Origin of the sequence: Amycolatopsis sp. BJA-103 (assembly GCF_002849735.1) — a bacterium.
In the GTDB taxonomy this organism is placed as follows: Bacteria; Actinomycetota; Actinomycetes; order Mycobacteriales; family Pseudonocardiaceae; genus Amycolatopsis.
The window spans coordinates 7538342-7558470 of sequence record NZ_CP017780.1; the positions used below are offsets into that span (position 1 = coordinate 7538342).

Genomic DNA, 20129 nt, shown 5'->3' on the forward strand with positions numbered 1-20129 from the left:
GGCAAGCCGTACGTTGTCCAAGTATGGCTGTCGCGTTCTTGCTCTATGTCGTCGCCGAGATCGCCGCCGTGTGGGCGGTGGGCTCGGCCGTTGGCGTGCTCGGCACGATCGCGCTGCTCTTCGCCGGTGCGTTCATCGGGTCCTGGCTCGCACGCCGCGAAGGCGGCCGCGCCTTCCGGGCGTTCGCCGAGTCCGCGCGGCTCGGCCGACCGGCCGACGCGGAGAAGGAACTCACCGACGGCATGCTGATCGGCTTCGGCGGTCTGCTGATCCTGCTGCCCGGTTTCGTCAGCGACGTCTTCGGCCTGCTGCTGATCCTGCCGCCGACACGGAGTGTCGCGCGCAAGGTCTGGCAGAAGCGGATGGCCCGCCGGGCGGTCAAGTTCGCCAACCAGACCCGCGGTCCGGTGATGGTCGTGGACAGCGAGGTCGTCATGGACACGCCGCCGGCCGAGGCCGCCAAGAAGCAGCCGCCGGTGATCGAGGGCCGCATCGTCGAGGGCTGAAGGGAGCTTTCCCCGCATCCCAAGCCACGAAAGCGTCCTTCACCGCATCGCATGCGGCGATGGGCCCCTTCAGCTCCCGCTCGGCTTCGGGATGTCGAAGTACCCGCTGAACCGGACCGCGGGCGCGTACTCGCCCTTCACCTTCACCTTGCCGGTCACGAACATCGCCGCCACGGCCGCGTTGCCGGTGGCCATCCGGATGAAGTCGTCGACGGACAGCGTGATGGTGGTGTCCGGAGTGCGCGCGAGATCGGTGCTCGAAACGCAGACGCCGTCTTCGATGACCGTTTGAAAGCGATCGAAACCGTCTTCTCCGTCACCGTCGGTAAAACGCCATGCGACGACGAAGTCGACATGCCGTGCGCGTTCGGGAGCGAAATGGTCCGACATTCTGCGGAAAATCTCGTCGAGGAACGCCGAACGCAGTTCCGGGTGATCGGAGATCGCTTTGAGTTGCTCCCGTGACGCCCGCTGCACGATGTCGACGAGCACCTCGGTCTCCAGGGAGCTCAACTCGATGCCCGCGCCGGTTTCCCCCAGCATGTGCAGGGTTTCCAGCACCTGCACGAACTGCTCGGGGCTCAGTTTGGCGAGCTCCAGCTTCTCCGCGAAGGCGTTGACGACGTGCTCGCCGCCGGTGCGCGTCTTGTGCAGCCGTAACGGACGGGAAAGGCGCACCTTGTCCCGCCAGCGCCGGTTCGGAGAATTTCGGGGCACGGCACGGAAGTGTATCTGCTCGGCCGGGTTCAGGACGGTTTCGGAAGGTCGAAGAAACCGATCAGGCCCGCTGCGAAGGCCAGGTCACCTTTTACTTTGATCTTTCCGGTGACGAATAGCACAGCGGGTGTCGCCTGATGGGTGATGAGCCGGAAGAAGTCGACGGGCGCGATCGTGATCGTCACCCTCGGCTTCTCCTTCATGTCCCGGCTGACGGTGCACTCACCGTGCGAGATCACCGTCTCGTAGCGGTCGTACCCGCCATCGCCGACGCCGCCGGACAGCCGCCAGTGGACGACGGCGTGCAGCGACTTCGCCCGGTCCTGCCGGATGTGGGCGCCCATACGGTCGAAGATCTCGGCCAGCACGCGCTCCCGGAGCGGCCGTTCGGCGACGACGCTCTCGAGTTGCGTGCGCGAGGCGCGGGCGACCAGGTTCGCGAACCGGGCCGGGTCGACCTTGCGGAGGTCGAACGCGGGCGCGGACTCGGCGAGCCGTCCGAGCGAGGCCAGCAGCCGCCGGACGTCGTCCTTGCCGAGGTCTTTCGGATCGATGGCACCCGCGACCTCGTTGACGTCGAGAGAGTGCGCCTCGGCCGAATCCGGCTCGATCCGTTCCAGCGCGTCGACCAGCGCGCGGCCGGTCAGCCCCACGATCTCGGTCATTTTTCCCTCCAGCTCGCCTACCCAGGCGTAAGGCTACCCGCCAGTAGGTAGGCGGGCAAGCGTGCCGAAATCACCCCCGCCGGAGGTAGCCCGGTAGCGTCTTACGCGAACTAAGGGGAGGTCCTGAGTGTCCGAGGAAGTACCGCGTCCCGCCGAACGCGCCAAAAGGCTGCCGAGAGCGGTGCGGGAACGCCAGATCCTGGACGCAGCGGTCTCGGTGTTCTCGCGCTACGGCTATCACTCCGCGTCGATGGACGAGATCTCCGAGGTCGCCGGCGTGTCCAAGCCGATGATCTACACCTACCTCGGGTCCAAGGAAGACCTTTTCGGCGCGTGCATCCGCCGCGAGGCCACCCGCCTGCTGGAGGCGGTGCAGGACGGGATCAAGCCCGATCTGCCGCCTGACATGCAGCTTTGGCACGGTCTCCGGGCGTTCTACCGGTTCGTCGCCGACTACCGCGAGTCCTGGACGGTGCTGCACCGCCAGGCGATGACCGTCGGCGGCGCCTTCGCCGCGGAGATCACCGACATGCGCACCCGCGCGATCGAGCTGGTCGCCGCGCTGGTCGTGTCCGCCGGCACCCGCAAGGGCCTCGGCGAACAGGCCGAGTTCTCCGGCGCCGGGCTGTCCGCCGCGCTGGTCGGGGCGGCCGAGTCCTTGGCCGACTGGGCGCTCGACCACCCCGATGTCTCCGACGGCGTCCTCGCCTCGTGGCTGATGAACCTCGTCTGGCTCGGGTTCAACGACCTCGTCGAGGGCGAGATCTGGAAGCCGTCAGAGAGCGACGACTGACCCCTCCAGGTGCGGCTTCGGCTTGCGCGCGTTCCAGAGTTCGAAGGCCCAGCCCTCGCCTTCACTCCACGTGGTGAACGCCGCCTTCGCGGGCAACAGCACCGGCTGCTTGAACTTGACGTCGACGGTGAACGCCTCCGGAAGCCTGCCTTCGAACGCCGCGAGCGCGTGCGCCTTCGTCCACATGCCGTGCGCGATCGCGGCCGGGAACCCGAACGCCTTCGCGGTGATCGGGTGCAGGTGGATCGGGTTGCGGTCGCCTGAGACCTCGGCGTAGCGGCGGCCGATGTCGCCGGGCACCTGCCAGATCGCGGTGGGCGAAGGCTGCGAGAGCTGACCGCGCGCGGTCTTCTCGCCACTGCCGCCACCGCGGCGCAGGTACGTGCTGACGTCCGTCCAAACAGGACTGTCGTTGACGAGCAGCTCGCTGATCACGTCGAACTGCTTGCCCTTTTCGTGCGGGCGCAGGTCCTCGGCGCGCACGCGCAGGGTGAACGACTCGTCGAGCCGCAGCGGCCGGTGCTGGGTGATCCGGTTGTTGACGTGCACCATGCCCAGCAACGGGAACGGGAAGTCGTCCTCGGTCATCAGCGCCATCTGCAGCGGGAACGCGAGGATGTGCGGATACGTCGCCGGAAGGACGTCGTCCAGCCGGAATCCGCACACCTGGTTGTACGCGGCGAGATGCGCGGGATCGACGACGACGCCCTCGCGGACGAACTCGGTCGACGGCAGCGTGCTCCCGCCGCTCTTGCGCAGCGACCCGAGCAACGCCTTGGGGTACAACGAAGACAGACTCGGCGACTCGTGAAGTTCCTTGACCGCCATGATCACGCCCCCAGCAGTGCCTGGCCGCAGACGCGGACCACGTTGCCGTTGACCGCGGCCGAAGCCGGGTTCGCGTACCAGGCGATCGTCTCGGCGACGTCGACCGGGAGCCCGCCCTGGCCGAGGCTGGACAGCCGCCGTCCGGCCTCGCGGATGAACAGCGGGACGGCGGCGGTCATCTTGGTCTCGATGAAGCCGGGCGCGACGGCGTTGATCGTGCCGCCGTATTCGGCGAGCGTCGGCGCGCCGACGTTCACCATGCCGATGACGCCCGCCTTGCTGGTGGCGTAGTTGGTCTGGCCGACGTTGCCCGCGATGCCCGCGATCGAGGAGACGCCGATGATCCGGCCGTTCTCGTGGAGCACCTTGCCGGACAGCAGCTTCTCGTTCACCGCGAGCTGCGACGCGAGGTTGACCGAGATGACCGAGTCCCAGCCGCCTTCGGTCATGTTGCCCAGCGTCTTGTCCCGCGTGATGCCCGCGTTGTGCACGACGATGTCGACGCCGCCGTGACGCGTGGTCAGGTACTCGGCGAGCTTCTCCGGCGCGTCTGCGGCGGTGATGTCCAGCTGCAGCGCGGAGCCGCCGACCTTGTTGGCCACCTTCGACAGGTCCGCGCCCTGAGCGGGGATGTCGAGCGCGACGACGTGCGCGCCGTCGCGGCCCAGCACCTCGGCGATGGCGGCGCCGATACCGCGGGAGGCGCCGGTGACCAGCGCGACCTTGCCGTCCAGGGGCTTCGCCCAGTCGGCCGGGGCGGAAGCGGTCTTGGTCTCGGTCCCGACGCGGATGACCTGGGCGTCGACGAAGGCGGACTTCGACGAAAGCAGGAAACGGAGCGTCGACTCAGTGGCCTCTTCGGCTCCTTCGGCGACGTACACGAGCTGGGCGGTCGCGCCGCGCTTCAGTTCCTTGCCGACGGAGCGCACAAAGCCTTCGAGCGCGCGCTGGGCGATCCGCTCGTGCCCTTCGGCCAGCTCCGGCGGCGTCCCGAGGATGACGACGCGGCCCGACGAACCGACGCTGCGGATCACCGGGTGGAAGAAGTTGTAGACCTCGCGAAGCTGCTTCGGGTCCTTCACGCCTGTCGCGTCGAAGACGAGCGCGGCGTGGTTGTCGGCCGCCGTCGAGATGACGTCGATGCCCGCGCGGTGCAGCTGCGCCTCGATCACCTTTTCGAGGCGACCGCCCGGCGCGGCGCCGAGAAGTGCGGGACCCTCGAGAGCGGGTTGGCCGGGCTTGTACCGGCGAAGCGTCGCGGGGTTCGGCAGGCCGAGCTTCGGCACCACGAACTTCCCCACTGGGGATTTCGTGAACTGCTGGTACCTGTCAGCCATTACGTGCCTCCCGTGCCGTTTGCATCACGTCGCATTCTAACCTACTCGCTAGTAGGTTACAGTGTGAGAGAGCCTACGGAGGAGTGGAAAAAATGGCCACGAAAAGGACGGCACCCGTGCGCAAGGTAGCGATCATCGGCGGCAACCGGATCCCCTTCGCCCGTTCGAACGGTCCGTACTCGAAGGCGTCGAACCAGGACATGTTCACGGCCGCCCTCGACGGCCTGGTCAGCCGCTTCTCCCTGCAGGACGAGGTGATCGGCGAGGTCGCCGCCGGCGCGGTGCTCAAGCACGCCCGCGACTTCAACCTGGCCCGCGAAAGCGTCCTCGGCAGCAGGCTGAACCCGGCCACTCCGGCCTCCGACGTGCAGATGGCCTGCGGCACCGGTCTGCAGGCGATCGTCAACGTCGCCAACAAGATCGCCCTCGGCCAGATCGACTCGGCCATCGCGGGCGGCGTCGACACCACGTCCGACGCCCCGCTGGCGGTCAACGACGACCTGCGCCAGATCCTCGTGCAGCTCAACGCCGCGAAGACGCTCCCCGAAAGGCTGAAACTCGCCGCGAAGCTGCGTCCCGGCCACATCGTCCCCGAGATCCCGCGCAACTCCGAGCCGCGCACGGGCCTGTCCATGGGCGAGCACGCCGCGCTGACCGCGAAGGTCTGGGAGATCACGCGTGAGGCGCAGGACGAACTCGCCGCCACCAGCCACCAGCGTCTCGGCGCCGCGTACGACAAGGGCTTCTTCGACGACCTGGTGACGCCGTACCTCAAGCTGGCCCGCGACCAGAACCTTCGGCCGGAATCCAGTGTCGAGAAGCTCGCGAAGCTGAAGCCCGCTTTCGGTGGCCCCGAGGGCACGATGACGGCGGGGAACTCGACGCCGCTGTCCGACGGCGCGTCGACGGTCCTGCTCGCGACCGAGCAGTGGGCCAAGGCGCGGAAGCTTCCCGTGCTGGCGTACCTGACGTTCTCGCAGACTGCGGCCGTCGACTACGTCCACGGCGACGAAGGCCTGCTGATGGCGCCCGCGTACGCCGTCCCGCAGATGCTCACGCGTGCCGGGCTCACCTTGCAGGACTTCGACTTCTACGAGATCCACGAGGCCTTCGCGTCGCAGGTGCTCGCCACCCTCAAGGCGTGGGAGGACCCGGCGTTCGCCAAGGGGAAGCTGGGTCTCGACGAGCCGCTCGGCTCCATCGATCGGGCGAAGCTGAACGTCAACGGCTCGTCGCTGGCGGCTGGGCACCCGTTCGCCGCGACCGGCGGCCGCATCGTCGCCACCCTCGCGAAACTGTTGAACGAGAAGGGATCCGGCCGCGGACTCATCTCGATCTGCGCCGCGGGCGGCCAGGGTGTCACCGCGATCCTCGAAAAGTAGCCCGTCCGCTCTGAGCGGATCCGGGAAAAACCCCGGTGCCTTTGTCGGTGCCGGGGTCTAGTTTGTCCGCATGTTCGCAGTACAGGCGAAAGCGCTGGTCAAAACCTACGGGTCCACCCGGGCACTCGACGGGGTCGATCTGTCGATCCCGACGGGCAAGGTGCTGGGCCTGCTGGGGCCGAACGGCGCCGGGAAGACGACGACGGTCCGCATCCTGACCACGCTGCTTCGCCCGGATTCGGGCGAAGCGGAGGTGGCCGGGCATGACGTGCTGGCCCAGCCCGACGCCGTCCGGCGCTCGATCGGGCTGTCCGGGCAGTACGCCGCCGTGGACGAGAACCTCACCGGGTTCGAGAACCTGTACATGGTCGGCAGGCTGTACGGGAGCAAGAAGGCCGCGGCGAAGGCCCGGGCGCGCGAGCTGCTCGCGCGGTTCCGGCTGGAGGACGCGGCGGACCGCCCCGCCAAGACGTACTCCGGCGGCATGCGGCGGCGGCTGGACCTCGCGGGGGCGCTGGTCGCCGAGCCGACGGTGGTGATCCTCGACGAACCGACCACCGGGCTCGACCCGCGCGGCCGGATCGAGACGTGGGAGGTCATCAAGGAACTGGTCGCCGACGGCACCACGGTCCTGCTGACCACGCAGTACCTGGAGGAGGCCGACCAGCTGGCCGACTCGATCGTGGTGATCGACAAGGGGAAGGTCATCGCGCGCGGCACGGCCGACGAGCTCAAGCAGGAGATCGGCGGCGAGCGGCTCGAACTGGTCGTCGCGTCCGCCGACGACCTCGCGGCGACCACCCAGGTCCTCGCCGAGGTCGGCTCGGGCACGCCGTCGGTCGACGAGCACACCCGCAAGGTCGACGTCCTCGTCGAGGGCGGGCCGAAGGCGCTGATCGAGGCGCTGCGGCGGCTGGACGCGCAGGGCGTCGCCGTCCAGGACGTCGCGCTGCACCGGCCGACGCTCGACGACGTGTTCCTTTCGCTGACAGGGCACGCCACGGACGAGGGGGAGAAGAAGTGAGCACGATCGCCAAGGCCTTTTCCGACGGTGGCGTGATCACCTGGCGGAACCTGAAGAACGTCCAGCGCAACCCGGACTGGCTGATGGCGGCGACGCTGCAGCCGATCATGTTCGTGCTGCTGTTCGCGTACGTCTTCGGCGACGCGATCGGCGGGGAAGCGGGCGGGCTCGCGTACCGCGAGTTCCTGATCGCCGGCATCTTCGCGCAGACGGTCGCGTTCAACTCGGCGTTCACCGTGATCGGGTTCGCGAACGACCTGCAGAAGGGCATCATCGACAGGTTCCGATCACTGCCGATCTCCCGCCTCGCGGTGATCTTCGGCCGGACGACGTCGGATCTGGTGATCAGCGTGGTCGCGCTGATCGTCATGTCGCTGTGCGGGCTGCTCGTCGGCTGGCGGATCCGCGGCAGCTTCCTCGACGCGGTGCTCGGTTACCTGGTGATGCTGATGTTCGCCTGGGCGCTGTCCTGGGTCGGCGCGTGGATCGGGCTCGTCGCGCGCAGCGTCGAGGTGGCCCAGAGCGCCGGGCTGATGTGGATGTTCCCGCTGAGCTTCATCTCGACGGCGTTCGTCCCGGCGGACAAGCTGCCGGGTGTGCTGAAGGCGATCGCCGACTGGAACCCGTTCACCGCGGTGATCAACTCCGCGCGCGACCTGTTCGGAAACCGCTTCGGCGCACCCCCGACGGGCTGGCCCGCCGAGAACGCGTCGCTGTACGCGATCCTGTGCTGCATCGCCATCATCGCGATCTTCGCGCCGCTGGCGACGGCCCAGTACAAGAAGGTCGCGAGCCGCTAGAAAAACTTTTGTACCGAAATGTCGAACCGTCGTCGAGCCGCTCGACGCGTCGGTGAAGGCGGGGTAGAAACAGCCCCGCCAAGACACTGAGGAGCAGCGATGCGGTTTCTGATGATGCACCGGCTGGACGAGAGCGCCCCCGAGGCGTGGAACCCGAGCAAGGAGTTCATCGAGCAGATGGGCGCCTTCATCGAAGACTCGTTCGAGAAGGGCATCCTGATCACGGCGGAGGGCGTGCACCCGTCCGAGCGGGGCGCGAAGGTCCGCAAGGTCCGCGGCGGCAAGATCACCGCGACCGACGGCCCGTTCACCGAGGCCAAAGAGGTCATCGGTGGCTTCGCGCTGATCAACGCCAAGGATCTGGCCGAGGCCATCGCCTTCGCGGAGACCTACGCGGCCTTGTTCGACGAGATCGAGGTCGAGGTCCGGACGGTCGTCGAGGCGGAGGACATCGAGGCCTTCACCTCGTGACCCATCGCGTTTAGTCCTCTAGATGCTCCAAGAACGCATCTAGAGGACTAAACGCGGGCTGTCACTTCGTGATGGCCTTTTCAGCCTTCTTCGCCAGCTTCTCGGCGCGCTTCTCCGTCTTGGACGCGGCGCGCTTGGCGCGCCAGCCCAGCGAAGGCTTGCCGGCGGTGTCCGCGGCGGCGAGCAGCAGGCCACCGGCGAGGCCGGCATTCTTGATGAACTGGATCTGCTGCTGCTGACGCTCGGCCGGTTCCTTGATCTCCCAGAACCGGTGCGCGGCCAGCGTGGTCGGGACGAGGCTGCCGAGCAGAAGCAGCGAAGCCAGCCGCGGTGCCTTGCCCGTGGCGAGCGCGAGCCCGGCGCCGACCTTCACGGCGGCGTCGATCCGGACGAGGGTGGCCGGGTCGCGCGGCACCGATTCCGGCACCACACCCTCCAGCTTGTCGAAGGACTCGGTGAGGAACGGCTCCGCGGCCTTGGCGTGCCCCTGGGTGTCCCTCAGTGCGCCGATCCCGCCGGAGATGAAGATCGCGGCGAGGAGCGGACGTGCGACGCGACGGAGAATCACGGTCGTTGCCTTTCTTGATCCGAACCCTGAGGAAAGCAAATCTATCCCCAGACTTCCCGTCCGTCGGGGCGCCGAACCGCGCTAACGAAGTATCTTCGAATATTTCTCTGACACTAGAGAGGGCTAGATTCGGCTAGCGAGCCGGATATGCCCTCGGCAGCTTGAAGCCGCGGTCGGCCGCGACCTGCCGCAGCCGGTCCGGATAGTCGGTGATGATGCCGTCGACACCGTCGTCGATGAGCTTGTGCATGGTGGCCGGATCGTCGATCGTCCAGGGCACGACCTTGATCCCGGCACGATGCGCCTCGCTGACCAGCGCCTTCGTCGTGAACGGCCGGTAGTCGGGGTCGCCGACCTTGCCGCCCTGCGGGTTGCCGTGCACCGGCGAGAGCGCGCTCGCGCCGAACGACTTCACCGCGCGGATCGGGCTGCCGCCGAAGTCGTCGATGTCGAGCCCGCCGAGCCACGGCGATTTGCCCGGCTGGCCGGCCTGGAGGAACTCGGGCTGGGTCAGCGCGACCGTCGGGATCCACGGCGCGACCTTGCGCAGCAGCATCAGCGCGCCCCAGTCGAAACTCTGGACGGTGACGTTGTGCGCGAACCCGCCGCGCAGGATCTCGCGCACCACCCGCTGGACGAACTGCTCGCGCGGCGCCGTCTCGTGCGGCGCGGCGGCCTCGACCTTGGTCTCGATGTTGAACTTGACGCCCCAGGCACGGTGGTCGCGCGCGAGCTGGAACAACTCGGCGAGGGTCGGCATCTCGGCACCGGGGGAGAGCGTCTGGCCGGGGTGCGCGGGCTGCCGGATCGAGCCGCAGTCCAGCGTGCGGACCTGCGCGAACGTCAGGTCCTTCACGTACTTGCCGACATACGGGTACGCCGGATCGCCGGGCGTCACGGGCGCGGTGTCGCGGCACTTCGCGGGCGTCGTCTTGCGGTCGTGGGTGATCACCTCGCGACCGTCCTTGGTGATCTGGATGTCGAGCTCGAGCGTGGTCACCCCCAGCTCCATCGCCTTGCCGAATGAAGCGAGCGTGCTCTCGACCGTGAGACCGAGTCCACCGCGGTGAGCCTGGACGTCGAAGGCGCGACGCGGATGCGCGTCGGCGACCCCCGCCGTGGTCAGGGTCAGCGCGGCGGCGATGACCAGCGCGAATGTCTTCATGGGTGAACCATGCCACCGTCGGATGAACTTCGATTGACTTTGACGCAACGTCAACCTCTACCTTCGTGGACATGCCGAACGAGAAGGAGTGGTCGATCCAGGACATCGCCCGCTCGGCCGGGACCACGAGCCGCACGCTGCGCCACTACGGCGACATCGGGCTGCTCGAACCGAGCCGGGTGGGGAGCAACGGATACCGCTACTACGACCAGGACGCGCTGGTGCGGCTGCAACGGATCCTGCTGCTTCGCGAACTCGGGCTGAGCCTGCCCGCGATCGGCGAAGTGCTCGAAGGGGAACAGGACACGACAGCGGCGCTACGCACGCACCTGAAGTGGCTGGAGCAGGAGCGCCAGCGGCTCGGACGGCAGATCGAATCGGTCAGGACGACCTTGAAGAAGACAGAGAGAGGTGAACAGCTGATGGCAGCGGAAGTGTTCGACGGCTTCGACCACACGAAGTACGAGAAGGAGGTCACCGAACGCTGGGGCGCCGACGCCTACAAGCAGGGTGATCGGTGGTGGAAGTCGCTGAGCGCCGAGGACAAGAAGGCGCACCAGCAGGAACAGAAGGACATTGCGGCCGCTTTCGGCGAGGCCCGCGGCAAGGGCCTGCCCGCCGACGGCGACGAAGTCCAGGCGATCACGCGTCAGCTGTACGAGTGGCTCCGGCCGGCCGTGCGTGCCGTGTCGAAGGGCTACTTCGCCGGTCTCGGGCAGCTTTACGTCGACGACCCGCGCTACGGGCAGTACGACGAAAAGCACGGCCCGGGCACCGCGGAGTTCATCCGCGACGCGATGGCGGTCTACGCCGAGCGCAACCTGAGTGAGTAAGACGAGTGGACGGGGCTGCAGACCCGTCCACTCGGAGTAACCCGCCGCGACACGCCTAGCCTTCTATCACTGAATATCGGCTCAAGGCTAGAAACGTCGATAGCGTGCGAGAGTGGATCCCATCCGCAACCCCTTCGCCCCGGGCGCCGGTCAACGGCCGCCCGAACTGGCAGGTCGCCTGCGCGAGCTCCAGGCCTTCGAGGTCGTGCTCGAACGGGTCGCGCGCGGGAGACCTGAGCGCAGCCTGATGCTGACCGGCCTGCGCGGCGTGGGCAAGACCGTGCTGCTGGGCGAATTGCGTTCGAAGGCGATCAAGCACGGCTGGGGCGCGGGCAAGATCGAAGCCCGCCCCGACACCGAACTCCGGCGGCCGCTCTCGGCCGCGCTGCACCGCGCGATCCGCGATCTCGCCGTCCGCCATCGCGCACCGGACCGGGTCGAGCAGGTACTCGGCGTACTCAAGGCGTTCGCGCTGCGCGCCAACAAACCGGACGCGAAGCTTCGTGACCGTTGGCAGCCCGGCATCGACGTCCCCGCCGCGCAGGGCCGGGCCGATTCGGGCGACATCGAGATCGACCTGGTCGAACTGTTCACCGAGGTCGCGGAACTGGCCGCGGACGTCGGCACCGGGGTCGCACTGCTGATCGACGAGATCCAGGACCTGCTGCCCGAGGACGTTTCCGCGCTCTGCGCCGCCTGCCACGAGCTCTCGCAGTCCGGGGCGCCGCTGGTCGTGGTCGGCGCGGGACTGCCGCACGTGCCCGCAGTCCTCTCTGCGTCGAAGTCGTACTCCGAACGCCTCTTCCGCTACGCGCGCATCGACAGGCTCGAGCGCGAAGACGCCGACCTCGCGGTGATGGCGCCCATCGAACGCGAGGACGCGGGCATCGAACCGGAGGCGTTGGACGCGCTGTTCGACGCGTCCGGCGGCTACCCGTACTTCATCCAGGCTTACGGCAAGGCCGCCTGGGACGCCGCGCCCGCCGATCCGATCACCGTGAAGGACGTCCAGGTCGCCGCGCCGGAGGCCGAATCGGAACTCGCTGTCGGCTTCTTCGGCTCCCGCTACGAGCGCGCGACGCCCGCCGAACGCGAGTACCTGCTCGCGATGGCCGAGCTGACACAGGGCCGGGACGAGCCCGCCGGCACCGCCGATGTGGCCGTCTACCTGGGGCGCAAGCCGTCCTCACTGTCGCCGGCGCGGGACAGCCTGATGAAGAAGGGACTGGTGTACTCCGCCGAGCGCGGGCACATCGCCTTCACCGTCCCGCACTTCGGTCACTACCTGCTCGGCCGGGACTAGACCTTTCTCTCCTTCTCTAGCCTGATAGCTAGAAAGCCGTAGAGAGCGCTACTCGGTCACACTGGCTGGGTGACCAGGGTCTACTGGCGTGACGCAGTGCCGGAACGAGTCCCCACCACCGAGCGGCCGCCGAACTCAGCCGATGTCGTGGTGATCGGCGCCGGGTTCGCCGGTCTGTCGATCGCCCTAGACCTGCTGGAACATCGTCCCGGGAGCCGGGTCGTCGTCCTCGAAGCCCGGCACGCCGGATTCGGCGCGAGCGGACGGAACGCGGGCGGTGTGCTCCCGCTGGGCGTCCTGCCCTGGCTGGTGCCCGGCAGCGCGGGCCCGCATGACCCCCGCGAGATGCAGCGGCTCCTGCACGACCGCATCGACACCCGGATGCGGGAACTGCGCGACTCGCATCCGGCGGGTGAGATCACGCGGACGCGGATGCGGCTGATCGGCGGCTCCGCCTTCCTCGCCGCCGGGCTCGACGTGGTCGCGGACGCCGTCACCGCGTCCGGGATCGAGGTCGAGCAGGACGCGACGGGGTTCTCGCTCGAGTCGTGGACCATCCAGCCCGCCGCGCTCGCCGGCTCATTGGCCGCCGGGCTGGCCGCCGCCGGGGGAACGCTGGTCGAGAACACCCCGGTCGGCTCGGTCGAACCGGCGGACGACGGCGTCACCGTCCGGCTGCGGGGCGGGGGAGTCCTGCGCGCGGACCGCGCGGTGATCTGTTCGGGCGCTTACACCGGCGGGTTGTCCCTGCCGGATCCGCCGGCCGGCCGGGTGATCCACACGTACATGCGGGCCGGGGCGCCGGAGGCCGTCGACGACGACCTGTTCAGCACGGCACCCGGGCTCGGGATGGCCTATTGGCGGAGACACCGAGGACGACTGTTGTTCGGCGGCCTCGACCTCGGCGGGCTGACACCCGGCTCCGAGGCCGACGCCCTACCGAAGGCGCATCAGAAGGTCGACAGGCTGCTTGCGCGCCGGCTTCCCGCCGAGGCCGGGACACCGGCGACCCATCGCTGGGGCGGGCCCCTGCACGTCACTCCGGCCGAGGTCCCCCATCTGGCACGGTCCGCCGTCACCGAGCGCGTGGTCTACGCCGTCGGATTCGCCGGCAGCGGCGTCGCGCTCACCCTGACCGCGGGACCGCTCGTGCGCGACCTCGTCCTCGGCACCGAAGCGGCCGATCCGGAAGGTGTCGCGCTGCGAGAAGCGATGACGTCGACGATCATCCCGTGGCGCGGCGTCCTGGGCGTTCTCAGGCGGGGGCCGTCGAAGCTGGCGCGCCGCCTGCTCCATGAAGGTTTCTGAGGCCGTATAGCGAGGACGCTAGAGATGCCTGGCGTTATCAAGAAGTGACCGGCGACACCAAATCTCTCCGGATTTCCTCTCCTGTTGCCGACGATTCATCGGCGAGTGTGCCAAGTCACCGGATAATCGTTGGCTTCCTTGTGAAAAAGAGTGCATACTAGAGACACAGCCACCAAGACTCAAGACCCTCAAGGGGATGACTTAAACCGATGAACAACATCGCCGCCAAGCTCCGTGCCCGTCGCGCCGAGGCTCGCACTCGCCGGGCCCTGAACCGGGCGATCGACACCGCGGCCACCGCGACCGTTCGTCAGGAACTCATCGCTATTTCCCAGGCGCACCACACGCACATGCGCTGATCCGACAACAACCGTTGTAGGTGTCGCCCATTCGAGTGACCTACGACACATAGTGCGTGGGGTGTAACGCCGCGGAACGCAGCGTCGATACCCACTACGACCCCGTGATGCTGGCGGACCCCCGACCTGGCAGCATCACGGGGTTTCCATATGTCCGGATAGTCCCCGGAAATTCCTTGCCTTCGCAGCCTTGCGGAGTAATGTTTGACTTCGTCAACGAATCTGTTGAGGTGGTCAAATGAATCGATCCGCGGACCGGGTGGCGACCGTCCGGGCCTTCAACCGCCTGTACACCGGCGTGATCGGCGTCCTCGACGAAGGACCGGCCGACGCCGAGTACTCCCTGAGCGAAGCCAGGGTCATCTTCGAACTCGCGCAGCAGGATCCGACCCAGGTCACCGACCTGCGCAAACGTCTCGACCTCGATGCCGGGTACGCGAGCAGGCTCCTCGCCAGGCTGGAAGGACGCGGCCTCCTCACACGCGAACGCAGCGACGAGGACGCCCGCCGCCAGATCATCAGGCTGACCGAGAACGGCCAGAAGGCCTTCGCCGTCCTCGACGAACGCTCGGTGGGCCGGATCGGCTCGCTGCTCGGCCGGTTCGGCGAAGACGAGCAGGAGCGCCTGCTCGGCGCGATGGGCACGATCACCTCGCTGGTCGGCGAACGCGCGCCGGATCCCACGCTGGTCCTGCGCCCGCCACGGCCGGGTGACTTCGGCTGGGTGGTCCACCGCCACGGCGCCCTCTACTCCCGTGAGTACGGCTGGGACGAACGCTTCGAAGCTCTGGTCGCCCGCGTCGTCGCGGACTACGTCGACAACCGCGGCGAGCCCTGTCAAGCGGGCTGGATCGCCGAGCTCGACGGGGAGCGCGTCGGCAGCGTCTTCTGCATGCCCGCCGAAGACGGCACGACGGCGAAGCTGCGGATGCTGCTCCTCGAACCGGCCGCGCGGGGACGCGGGGTCGGGAAACGCCTGGTCACCGAATGCGTCGAGTTCGCGAGGGCGTCCGGCTACGCGGCGATGGAACTCTGGACGGTCTCATTGCTGGACGCGGCCAGGGCGGTCTACGAGAAGGCCGGCTTCCGGCTGGCGAGCGAGGAGACGATCCCCGGCTTCGGTTACGAGCTGACGGGGCAGACCTGGCGGATGGAGTTGTGACACCGCGTGCGTGAAGTCCGGCCGTCTCGGTGTCGACTTGCGGCGTGCTCGTTCGTCTAGGGACCATCGATCCCCAGGGAGGACACCATGCCCCAGTACGTCGGATTCATCCGCGCCACGAAGGACTCGCACGACCACCTCGGCCCCGGCGAAGCGCAACGCGTGCTCGAGAACTACCTGGCTTGGGCGGACGAGCGCACGAAGGAGGGCCGGTTCGTCGGCGGCGGCGGGCTGTCGAAGAGCGGCCGGGTGCTGCGCGGCTCCGGCGGTGAGGTCGGCGCGACCGACGGACCGCACACCGAGGCCACCGAGATCGTCGGCGGCTACCAGGTGATCGAGGCCGAAGACCTCGACCAGGCGGAGAAGATCTTCTCGACGCATCCGCATCTGGAATTCGGGCCGATCGAGGTGCGCAAGGTCGGCGAACGCGGCTGCGAGGACTGATGCCGAAGCTCGTGGGCCTGCCGAGGCTGTCGTGAGCCGCCCGGCCGGCGTGGTGGAACATCTCTTCCGGCACAGCGCCGGGCGGATCGTCGCCACGCTGGCCAGGGCGCTCGGCCCCGAACGGCTGGACCTCGCCGAAGAGGCCGTCGCCGACGCGCTGGAACAAGCGTTGCGCAGCTGGCCCCGAAGCGGGGTGCCGGACAATCCGCAGGGCTGGCTGTTCCGGGCCGCGCGGAACCGGGCGATGGACGTCGTCCGGCGGGAACGGACGTTGCGAACGCTGCTGCCGAGGCTCGCAGAGCTCGACGAATACGAAGCCGACCGGCGCACGGACGACGAGCTCGTGCTGATGCTGCTGTGCTGTCATCCCGCGCTGCCGACGGTTTCGCAGGTGGCGCTGACGTTGAAGACCGTCGGCGGGCTCGGGGTGAACGAGATCGCGGCGGCGTTGCTGACGAAACCGGCGACGGTCGCGCAACGACTGGTGCGGGCGAAGAAGTGGTTGAGGGAGTCCGGGAAACCGCTCACCCTGCCCGGCCCGGACGCACTGGAGTCCAGAGTGGACAGTGTGCTCGCCGTGCTCTACCTGTTGTTCAACGAGGGCTATGACGCGACGACCGGCGAGGTCGCGGTGCGCGGCGAACTGTGCGGTGAGGCGATCCGGCTGGGACGGCTGCTGCTGGCCGAGCCGAAGACGGACCTGCCGCGGGTGCGGGCATTGGTCGCGCTGATGCTGCTGCAGGCGAGCAGGCTGCCCGCGCGGGTCGACCGCGACGGTGATCTGCTGCTGCTCCAGGAGCAGGATCGCGGCCGGTGGGACCACGCGATGATCGCCGAGGGAACGCGGCTGTTCGAGCGGGCGTGCACCGGGGCGGAGATGTCGGCGTACCACGTCGAAGCGGCGATCGCGCTGTGCCACGGCACGGCCTCGCCACCTGACTGGCGCCGCATCGTCGGGCTCTACGACGACTTACTGGCGCTGCGGCCTTCGCCGGTGGCCCGGCTGAACCGGGCGATCGCACTGTCCATGGTGGACGGTGCCGCTGCCGGGATCGCGGAACTCGAAGCCGTCGAGGCCGACCTGCCGGACTACACGCTGCTGCCCGCCGTCCTCGGCGCGCTCTGGCAGCGCGCCGGCGACCCGGCCCGCGCCGCCGCCCACTACCGTCGGGCGCTCGCGCTACCTTGCTCGGACCCGCAGCGCCGCTTCCTCACCCGACGCCTCACAGCCTGTGATCCGACCCCCTGACCAGCACTTTCCCCTTTGACCGCGCCCCCGTCCCAGGGCAATGCCACTTACTTAAGGGCAGTTTCCGCAGCTAAACGGGCTTCAGACACCCTCCCGTCCTAAATCCTAAGCGGACAGTCAGCTGCGATGGCATCCCTCTGATCAGCGAAAATGCATTAGTGAGCGGAAGGGTAAAGGTGGCGTGTTCGCGGGCGGTTTGGTGACTGTGAGACACCAGCCCTGGGTGGCATCGACCGTGTGGATTTTGGTGCGTTGGATGACCGGAAATCCACACAGTCTGTCGTGACCGGACCGGTCACGACAGCCGGGTGGCCTTGACGACCCCCGCACCAGCGTATCGGGAGGGGGCGACGGGGAGCGGGATCCGCGGGGTTTGGGGGAGGAGTTGTCCACAACGGTGGTGGGGTGTGGACAAGTGGGGGACGAGGGGGCCTTGGGGGCACGCGCTGTCGGCGGGCATGACGCGAACGCCACTTTCGCAACGTTCAAGGTTGCGAAAGTGGCATTCGCAACGCGCCAGGTCCGCGCGAAGTAGCGAAGCAAGGGCCCGATACCCGTGGTTCACGCGGACAGGGTTATCTGGGGGAGTGAACTGGATCGCGTATGTCGACGGGTATTGCGAACGTCTCGCCCCGGGGCTGTGGGGCGAGCCGCTCAACAGTCTCAGCAACCTCGCGTTCCTGGTCGCCGCGATCGCCGTCTGGCGGCAACCGAAGGGCCGCGTCCTCGCGACCCTCATCGGCCTCGTGTTCCTCGGCAGTACGGCCTTCCACCTGCTCGCCACCCGCTGGTCCGCGGCCGCCGACAGCGCCTTCATCCTGGTGTTCGTCCTGTATTACGCGGCGGTGTTCCCCCGCGTGTTCTTCGGCGCGAGCCGCAAGGTCTCCTGGCTCGGCATCCCGGTGTTCCTCGCGTTCACCGCGATCGTCGCCTCACTCGGCGGCGGCCTGTACCTGTCCGCGCTGATCGGGCTCGTGGTCTTCGCGATCGTGCTCAAGGGGGCGGATCGCCGCAGGTTCGCCGTCGCCGCGGGCGTCTTCGGGGTGTCCCTTTCGTTCCGCACGGCCGATCACACCGTCTGCGGCAACTTCCCCGCCGGGACCCACTTCGCCTGGCACCTGCTGAACGGCCTCGTCCTCTACCTGGTGGCCACCGCGGCTACGAAGAAGGCCGCGCCCAAACCGGACGCGGCCCCTTCGCAGACCTGAGCTAGTGAACGCCGATCTCGCGGAGATCCTTGTCGTGCTCGTCGGCGTGGTAGTCCTCGGGCTCGGTGTCGTCCGTGCCGTTGAAGACCTTCATCTGCCGCGCGATCACCGTGAAGATCACCGCGATCAGCAGGTTCGCCGCCAACGCCACGAAACCGACGTAGATCTGCAGCGGCGAGCCGCTGAACGGGTGCCAGCCGAAGATCGACAGGTCGCCGAGTTTCAAGGCAGAGCCGCCGAAGTGCGCCTTGCCGGTCGCCGCGTTCGGGATGTTGTAGAGCATGACCAGGCCCCAGCCGATGCCCACGATCCAGCCGGCGATCAGGCCCCAGCGGTGGAACCACCGCGTGTAGAGCGAGATCGCCACCGTGGGCAGCGTCTGCAGGATCAGCACCCCGCCGATGAGCTGCAGGTCGATCGAGAACTGCGGATCGATGAACAGGATGAACGCCACCGCGCCGAACTTCACGATCAGCGAAGCGAGCTTGGCCTGCTTCGCTTCTTGGCCCGGTGTCGCGTCCTTCTTGATGTACTCCTTGTAGATGTTGCGGGTCCACAGGTTGGCCGCCGCGATCGACATGATCGCCGCGGGCACCAGCGCGCCGATGCCGATCGCGGCGAACGCGATGCCCGCGAACCACGACGAGAACTGCGAGTCGAACAGCACCGGGACGACGGTGTTCGTGTCGGGTTTGCCGGTGGCGTTGTTGGTGATCGGTGAGACCGACGCGCTGATCGCCACGTAGCCGAGCAGCGCCAGCAGGCCCAGGACCAGCGAGTACGCCGGGAGCGCGACCATGTTCCGCTTGATCACGCTGCGGCCGCGCGAGGCGAGCACGCTGGTGAGCGAATGCGGGTACAGGAACAGCGCGAGCGCCGAACCGAGTGCCAGCGTGGCGTACTGCAACTGGTTGTTCGCGTTGAGCAGGATGCCGTCCGAGGGGTTCGGCGTCTTGTCGAACTTCGCGTCGGCCGCGTCGAAGATCGCCGACCAGCCGCCGAGCTTCGAGGGCAGGTAGATGATCGCCACGATGATCACGAGGTAGATCAGGATGTCCTTGACGAACGCGATCAGCGCGGGCGCGCGCAGGCCGGACTGGTAGGTGTAGACCGCCAGGATGACGAAGGCGACCAGCAGCGGCAGGTGACCGACGACGCCGGAGCCGTTGATGCCCATGGTCCGCAGCACCGCTTCGAGGCCGACGAGCTGCAGCGCGATGTACGGCATCGTCGCGATGATCCCGGTGATCGCGATCAGCAGCGCCAGCGTCGGCGAACCGAACCGGCCGCGGACGAAGTCGGCGGGCGTGACGTAGCCGCGGACCCGGGAGACCGACCACATGCGCAGCGCGGGCATCAGCACGATCGGGTAGACGATGATCGTGTACGGCAGGGCGAACATGCCCATCGCGCCGGCGCTGAACATCAGCGCGGGAACGGCCACGAAGGTGTACGCCGTGTAGAGGTCACCGCCGAGCAGGAACCAGGTGATCCACGACCCGAACTTGCGGCCGCCGAGGCCCCATTCGTCCAGATGGTCGAGGGTGTTGCCCGCCTTCCAGCGCGACGCGACGAAGCCGAGGACGGTGACCACCGCGAAGAGGATCGTGAAGATGATCAGCTCGGGCCACTGGATGTTGCTCACTTGACGTCCCCCTCGTCGAGCTCGTCCACGGACAACCGGTCGGGACGCTCACTGGTCGGCTTGTCCTTGGTCATCACGAAGACGATCCAGGTGCACAGGACGCCGACGGCCACGAACACGAACTGGAACCAGTAGAAGAACGGCATCCCGAACAGCCGAGGGCCGTCCGAGTTGAACAAGGACGTGATCAGCACCAGCAACGGGATGACCAGCAGGAGGTTCCACGGGCTGAACTGAAAGCCCCTCACCTTCCCGTCTGCCTTACCTGACGCCATCGGACCTCACCTAACATTCCCGTACCCCGGATGGACCCGATGACCCTAGAACCTCTCCCCCACCCGGGTCACGCGCGCCCGATATCG

General features: G+C 67.9%; 22 protein-coding genes. 14 read left to right on the forward strand and 8 right to left on the reverse strand.

Features of this window, described 5'->3' with window-relative positions; all coding sequences use genetic code 11:
• Positions 1-23: 23 nt before the first annotated feature.
• Complete coding sequence (locus tag BKN51_RS33705; protein ID WP_101611452.1) at positions 24-506, forward strand: FxsA family protein; 483 nt, start codon at positions 24-26, stop codon at positions 504-506.
• Between the two features lie 69 nt (positions 507-575).
• Here BKN51_RS33705 and BKN51_RS33710 read toward each other — a convergent pair whose 3' ends face one another.
• Positions 576-1184 carry an SCP2 sterol-binding domain-containing protein gene (locus BKN51_RS33710; RefSeq protein ID WP_174720569.1) on the reverse strand — a complete coding sequence of 203 codons (609 nt, stop codon included), beginning with the start codon at positions 1182-1184 and terminating at the stop codon, positions 576-578.
• Positions 1185-1252: 68 nt separating this feature from the next.
• Entirely contained in the window at positions 1253-1888 is a 636-nt protein-coding gene (locus tag BKN51_RS33715; RefSeq protein WP_101611453.1) for an SCP2 sterol-binding domain-containing protein, read from the reverse strand.
• Between the two features lie 127 nt (positions 1889-2015).
• Between BKN51_RS33715 and BKN51_RS33720 the strand changes: the two genes are divergently transcribed.
• Positions 2016-2681, forward strand: a complete 666-nt coding sequence (locus BKN51_RS33720; RefSeq protein WP_007032385.1) for a TetR/AcrR family transcriptional regulator — start codon at positions 2016-2018, stop codon at positions 2679-2681.
• Here the strand turns inward: BKN51_RS33720 and BKN51_RS33725 are convergent.
• Together BKN51_RS33725 and BKN51_RS33730 are read right to left on the reverse strand one after the other, a co-directional pair.
• Positions 2664-3509, reverse strand: coding sequence for a MaoC/PaaZ C-terminal domain-containing protein (locus BKN51_RS33725; RefSeq protein WP_101613616.1), 846 nt, complete (start codon positions 3507-3509; stop codon positions 2664-2666). The genes BKN51_RS33720 and BKN51_RS33725 overlap by 18 nt on opposite strands.
• Before the next feature lie 2 nt (positions 3510-3511).
• The gene (locus tag BKN51_RS33730) at positions 3512-4846 is read right to left on the reverse strand and encodes a 3-oxoacyl-ACP reductase (protein ID WP_101611454.1); all 1335 of its coding nucleotides are present in this window, start codon (positions 4844-4846) and stop codon (positions 3512-3514) included.
• Positions 4847-4938: 92 nt separating this feature from the next.
• Here BKN51_RS33730 and BKN51_RS33735 point away from each other — a divergent pair, with 92 nt between their 5' ends.
• The 4 genes from BKN51_RS33735 (at position 4939) to BKN51_RS33750 (ending at position 8523) form a co-directional block, all read left to right on the forward strand.
• Positions 4939-6228, forward strand: a complete 1290-nt coding sequence (locus BKN51_RS33735; RefSeq protein WP_101611455.1) for an acetyl-CoA C-acetyltransferase — start codon at positions 4939-4941, stop codon at positions 6226-6228.
• 70 nt (positions 6229-6298) lie between these two features.
• Entirely contained in the window at positions 6299-7252 is a 954-nt protein-coding gene (locus BKN51_RS33740) for an ATP-binding cassette domain-containing protein (protein ID WP_101611456.1), read from the forward strand.
• Positions 7249-8052 carry an ABC transporter permease gene (locus BKN51_RS33745; protein WP_101611457.1) on the forward strand — a complete coding sequence of 268 codons (804 nt, stop codon included), beginning with the start codon at positions 7249-7251 and terminating at the stop codon, positions 8050-8052. Before BKN51_RS33740 ends, BKN51_RS33745 begins: the two co-directional genes overlap by 4 nt.
• Positions 8053-8151: 99 nt before the next feature.
• Complete coding sequence (locus BKN51_RS33750; RefSeq protein ID WP_101611458.1) at positions 8152-8523, forward strand: YciI family protein; 372 nt, start codon at positions 8152-8154, stop codon at positions 8521-8523.
• A 61-nt stretch (positions 8524-8584) separates the two neighbouring features.
• On the opposite strand, the gene BKN51_RS33755 is transcribed toward BKN51_RS33750, so the two are convergent.
• Positions 8585-9091 carry a DoxX family membrane protein gene (locus BKN51_RS33755; protein ID WP_101611459.1) on the reverse strand — a complete coding sequence of 169 codons (507 nt, stop codon included), beginning with the start codon at positions 9089-9091 and terminating at the stop codon, positions 8585-8587.
• A 133-nt stretch (positions 9092-9224) separates the two neighbouring features.
• Positions 9225-10256 (reverse strand): glycerophosphodiester phosphodiesterase family protein, encoded by a 1032-nt coding sequence (locus BKN51_RS33760; protein ID WP_101611460.1) that lies wholly within the window; start codon positions 10254-10256, stop codon positions 9225-9227.
• Between the two features lie 71 nt (positions 10257-10327).
• Between BKN51_RS33760 and BKN51_RS33765 the strand changes: the two genes are divergently transcribed.
• From BKN51_RS33765 to BKN51_RS33795, 8 genes are all read left to right on the forward strand, one after another.
• A complete protein-coding gene (locus tag BKN51_RS33765) occupies positions 10328-11089 on the forward strand; it encodes a MerR family transcriptional regulator (protein ID WP_168214449.1) in 762 nt (253 codons plus the stop codon).
• Between the two features lie 112 nt (positions 11090-11201).
• The gene (locus BKN51_RS33770) at positions 11202-12392 is read left to right on the forward strand and encodes an ATP-binding protein (protein WP_101611462.1); all 1191 of its coding nucleotides are present in this window, start codon (positions 11202-11204) and stop codon (positions 12390-12392) included.
• A 69-nt stretch (positions 12393-12461) separates the two neighbouring features.
• The gene (locus BKN51_RS33775; protein WP_101611463.1) at positions 12462-13700 is read left to right on the forward strand and encodes an NAD(P)/FAD-dependent oxidoreductase; all 1239 of its coding nucleotides are present in this window, start codon (positions 12462-12464) and stop codon (positions 13698-13700) included.
• A gap of 209 nt (positions 13701-13909) precedes the next feature.
• The gene (locus BKN51_RS43660; protein WP_005155873.1) at positions 13910-14059 is read left to right on the forward strand and encodes a hypothetical protein; all 150 of its coding nucleotides are present in this window, start codon (positions 13910-13912) and stop codon (positions 14057-14059) included.
• 238 nt (positions 14060-14297) lie between these two features.
• Positions 14298-15221, forward strand: a complete 924-nt coding sequence (locus BKN51_RS33780) for a bifunctional helix-turn-helix transcriptional regulator/GNAT family N-acetyltransferase (protein ID WP_101611464.1) — start codon at positions 14298-14300, stop codon at positions 15219-15221.
• An 87-nt stretch (positions 15222-15308) separates the two neighbouring features.
• The gene (locus tag BKN51_RS33785; protein WP_101611465.1) at positions 15309-15665 is read left to right on the forward strand and encodes a YciI family protein; all 357 of its coding nucleotides are present in this window, start codon (positions 15309-15311) and stop codon (positions 15663-15665) included.
• 31 nt (positions 15666-15696) lie between these two features.
• Positions 15697-16914, forward strand: coding sequence for an RNA polymerase sigma factor (locus BKN51_RS33790; RefSeq protein ID WP_101611466.1), 1218 nt, complete (start codon positions 15697-15699; stop codon positions 16912-16914).
• A gap of 587 nt (positions 16915-17501) precedes the next feature.
• Positions 17502-18122: a hypothetical protein gene (locus tag BKN51_RS33795; protein ID WP_101611467.1), complete on the forward strand. Its 621-nt coding sequence runs from the start codon at positions 17502-17504 to the stop codon at positions 18120-18122.
• A gap of 1 nt (position 18123) precedes the next feature.
• On the opposite strand, the gene mctP is transcribed toward BKN51_RS33795, so the two are convergent.
• Both mctP and BKN51_RS33805 read right to left on the reverse strand, forming a co-directional pair.
• Positions 18124-19767: a monocarboxylate uptake permease MctP gene (gene mctP / locus BKN51_RS33800; protein ID WP_101611468.1), complete on the reverse strand. Its 1644-nt coding sequence runs from the start codon at positions 19765-19767 to the stop codon at positions 18124-18126.
• Positions 19764-20042, reverse strand: a complete 279-nt coding sequence (locus tag BKN51_RS33805) for a DUF3311 domain-containing protein (RefSeq protein ID WP_168214450.1) — start codon at positions 20040-20042, stop codon at positions 19764-19766. The genes mctP and BKN51_RS33805 overlap by 4 nt, the downstream gene beginning before the upstream one ends.
• Positions 20043-20129 lie beyond the last annotated feature (87 nt).

Coding starts and splice junctions, on each gene's coding strand:
- BKN51_RS33725 (WP_101613616.1), bottom strand. CDS start 3,509: ATGGCGGTCAAGGAACTTCACGAGTCGCCGAGTCTGTCTTCGTTGTAC.
- BKN51_RS43660 (WP_005155873.1), top strand. CDS start 13,910: ATGAACAACATCGCCGCCAAGCTCCGTGCCCGTCGCGCCGAGGCTCGC.
- BKN51_RS33760 (WP_101611460.1), bottom strand. CDS start 10,256: ATGAAGACATTCGCGCTGGTCATCGCCGCCGCGCTGACCCTGACCACG.
- BKN51_RS33750 (WP_101611458.1), top strand. CDS start 8,152: ATGCGGTTTCTGATGATGCACCGGCTGGACGAGAGCGCCCCCGAGGCG.
- BKN51_RS33805 (WP_168214450.1), bottom strand. CDS start 20,042: ATGGCGTCAGGTAAGGCAGACGGGAAGGTGAGGGGCTTTCAGTTCAGC.
- BKN51_RS33735 (WP_101611455.1), top strand. CDS start 4,939: ATGGCCACGAAAAGGACGGCACCCGTGCGCAAGGTAGCGATCATCGGC.
- BKN51_RS33740 (WP_101611456.1), top strand. CDS start 6,299: ATGTTCGCAGTACAGGCGAAAGCGCTGGTCAAAACCTACGGGTCCACC.
- BKN51_RS33715 (WP_101611453.1), bottom strand. CDS start 1,888: ATGACCGAGATCGTGGGGCTGACCGGCCGCGCGCTGGTCGACGCGCTG.
- BKN51_RS33765 (WP_168214449.1), top strand. CDS start 10,328: ATGCCGAACGAGAAGGAGTGGTCGATCCAGGACATCGCCCGCTCGGCC.
- BKN51_RS33705 (WP_101611452.1), top strand. CDS start 24: ATGGCTGTCGCGTTCTTGCTCTATGTCGTCGCCGAGATCGCCGCCGTG.
- BKN51_RS33785 (WP_101611465.1), top strand. CDS start 15,309: ATGCCCCAGTACGTCGGATTCATCCGCGCCACGAAGGACTCGCACGAC.
- BKN51_RS33780 (WP_101611464.1), top strand. CDS start 14,298: ATGAATCGATCCGCGGACCGGGTGGCGACCGTCCGGGCCTTCAACCGC.
- BKN51_RS33730 (WP_101611454.1), bottom strand. CDS start 4,846: ATGGCTGACAGGTACCAGCAGTTCACGAAATCCCCAGTGGGGAAGTTC.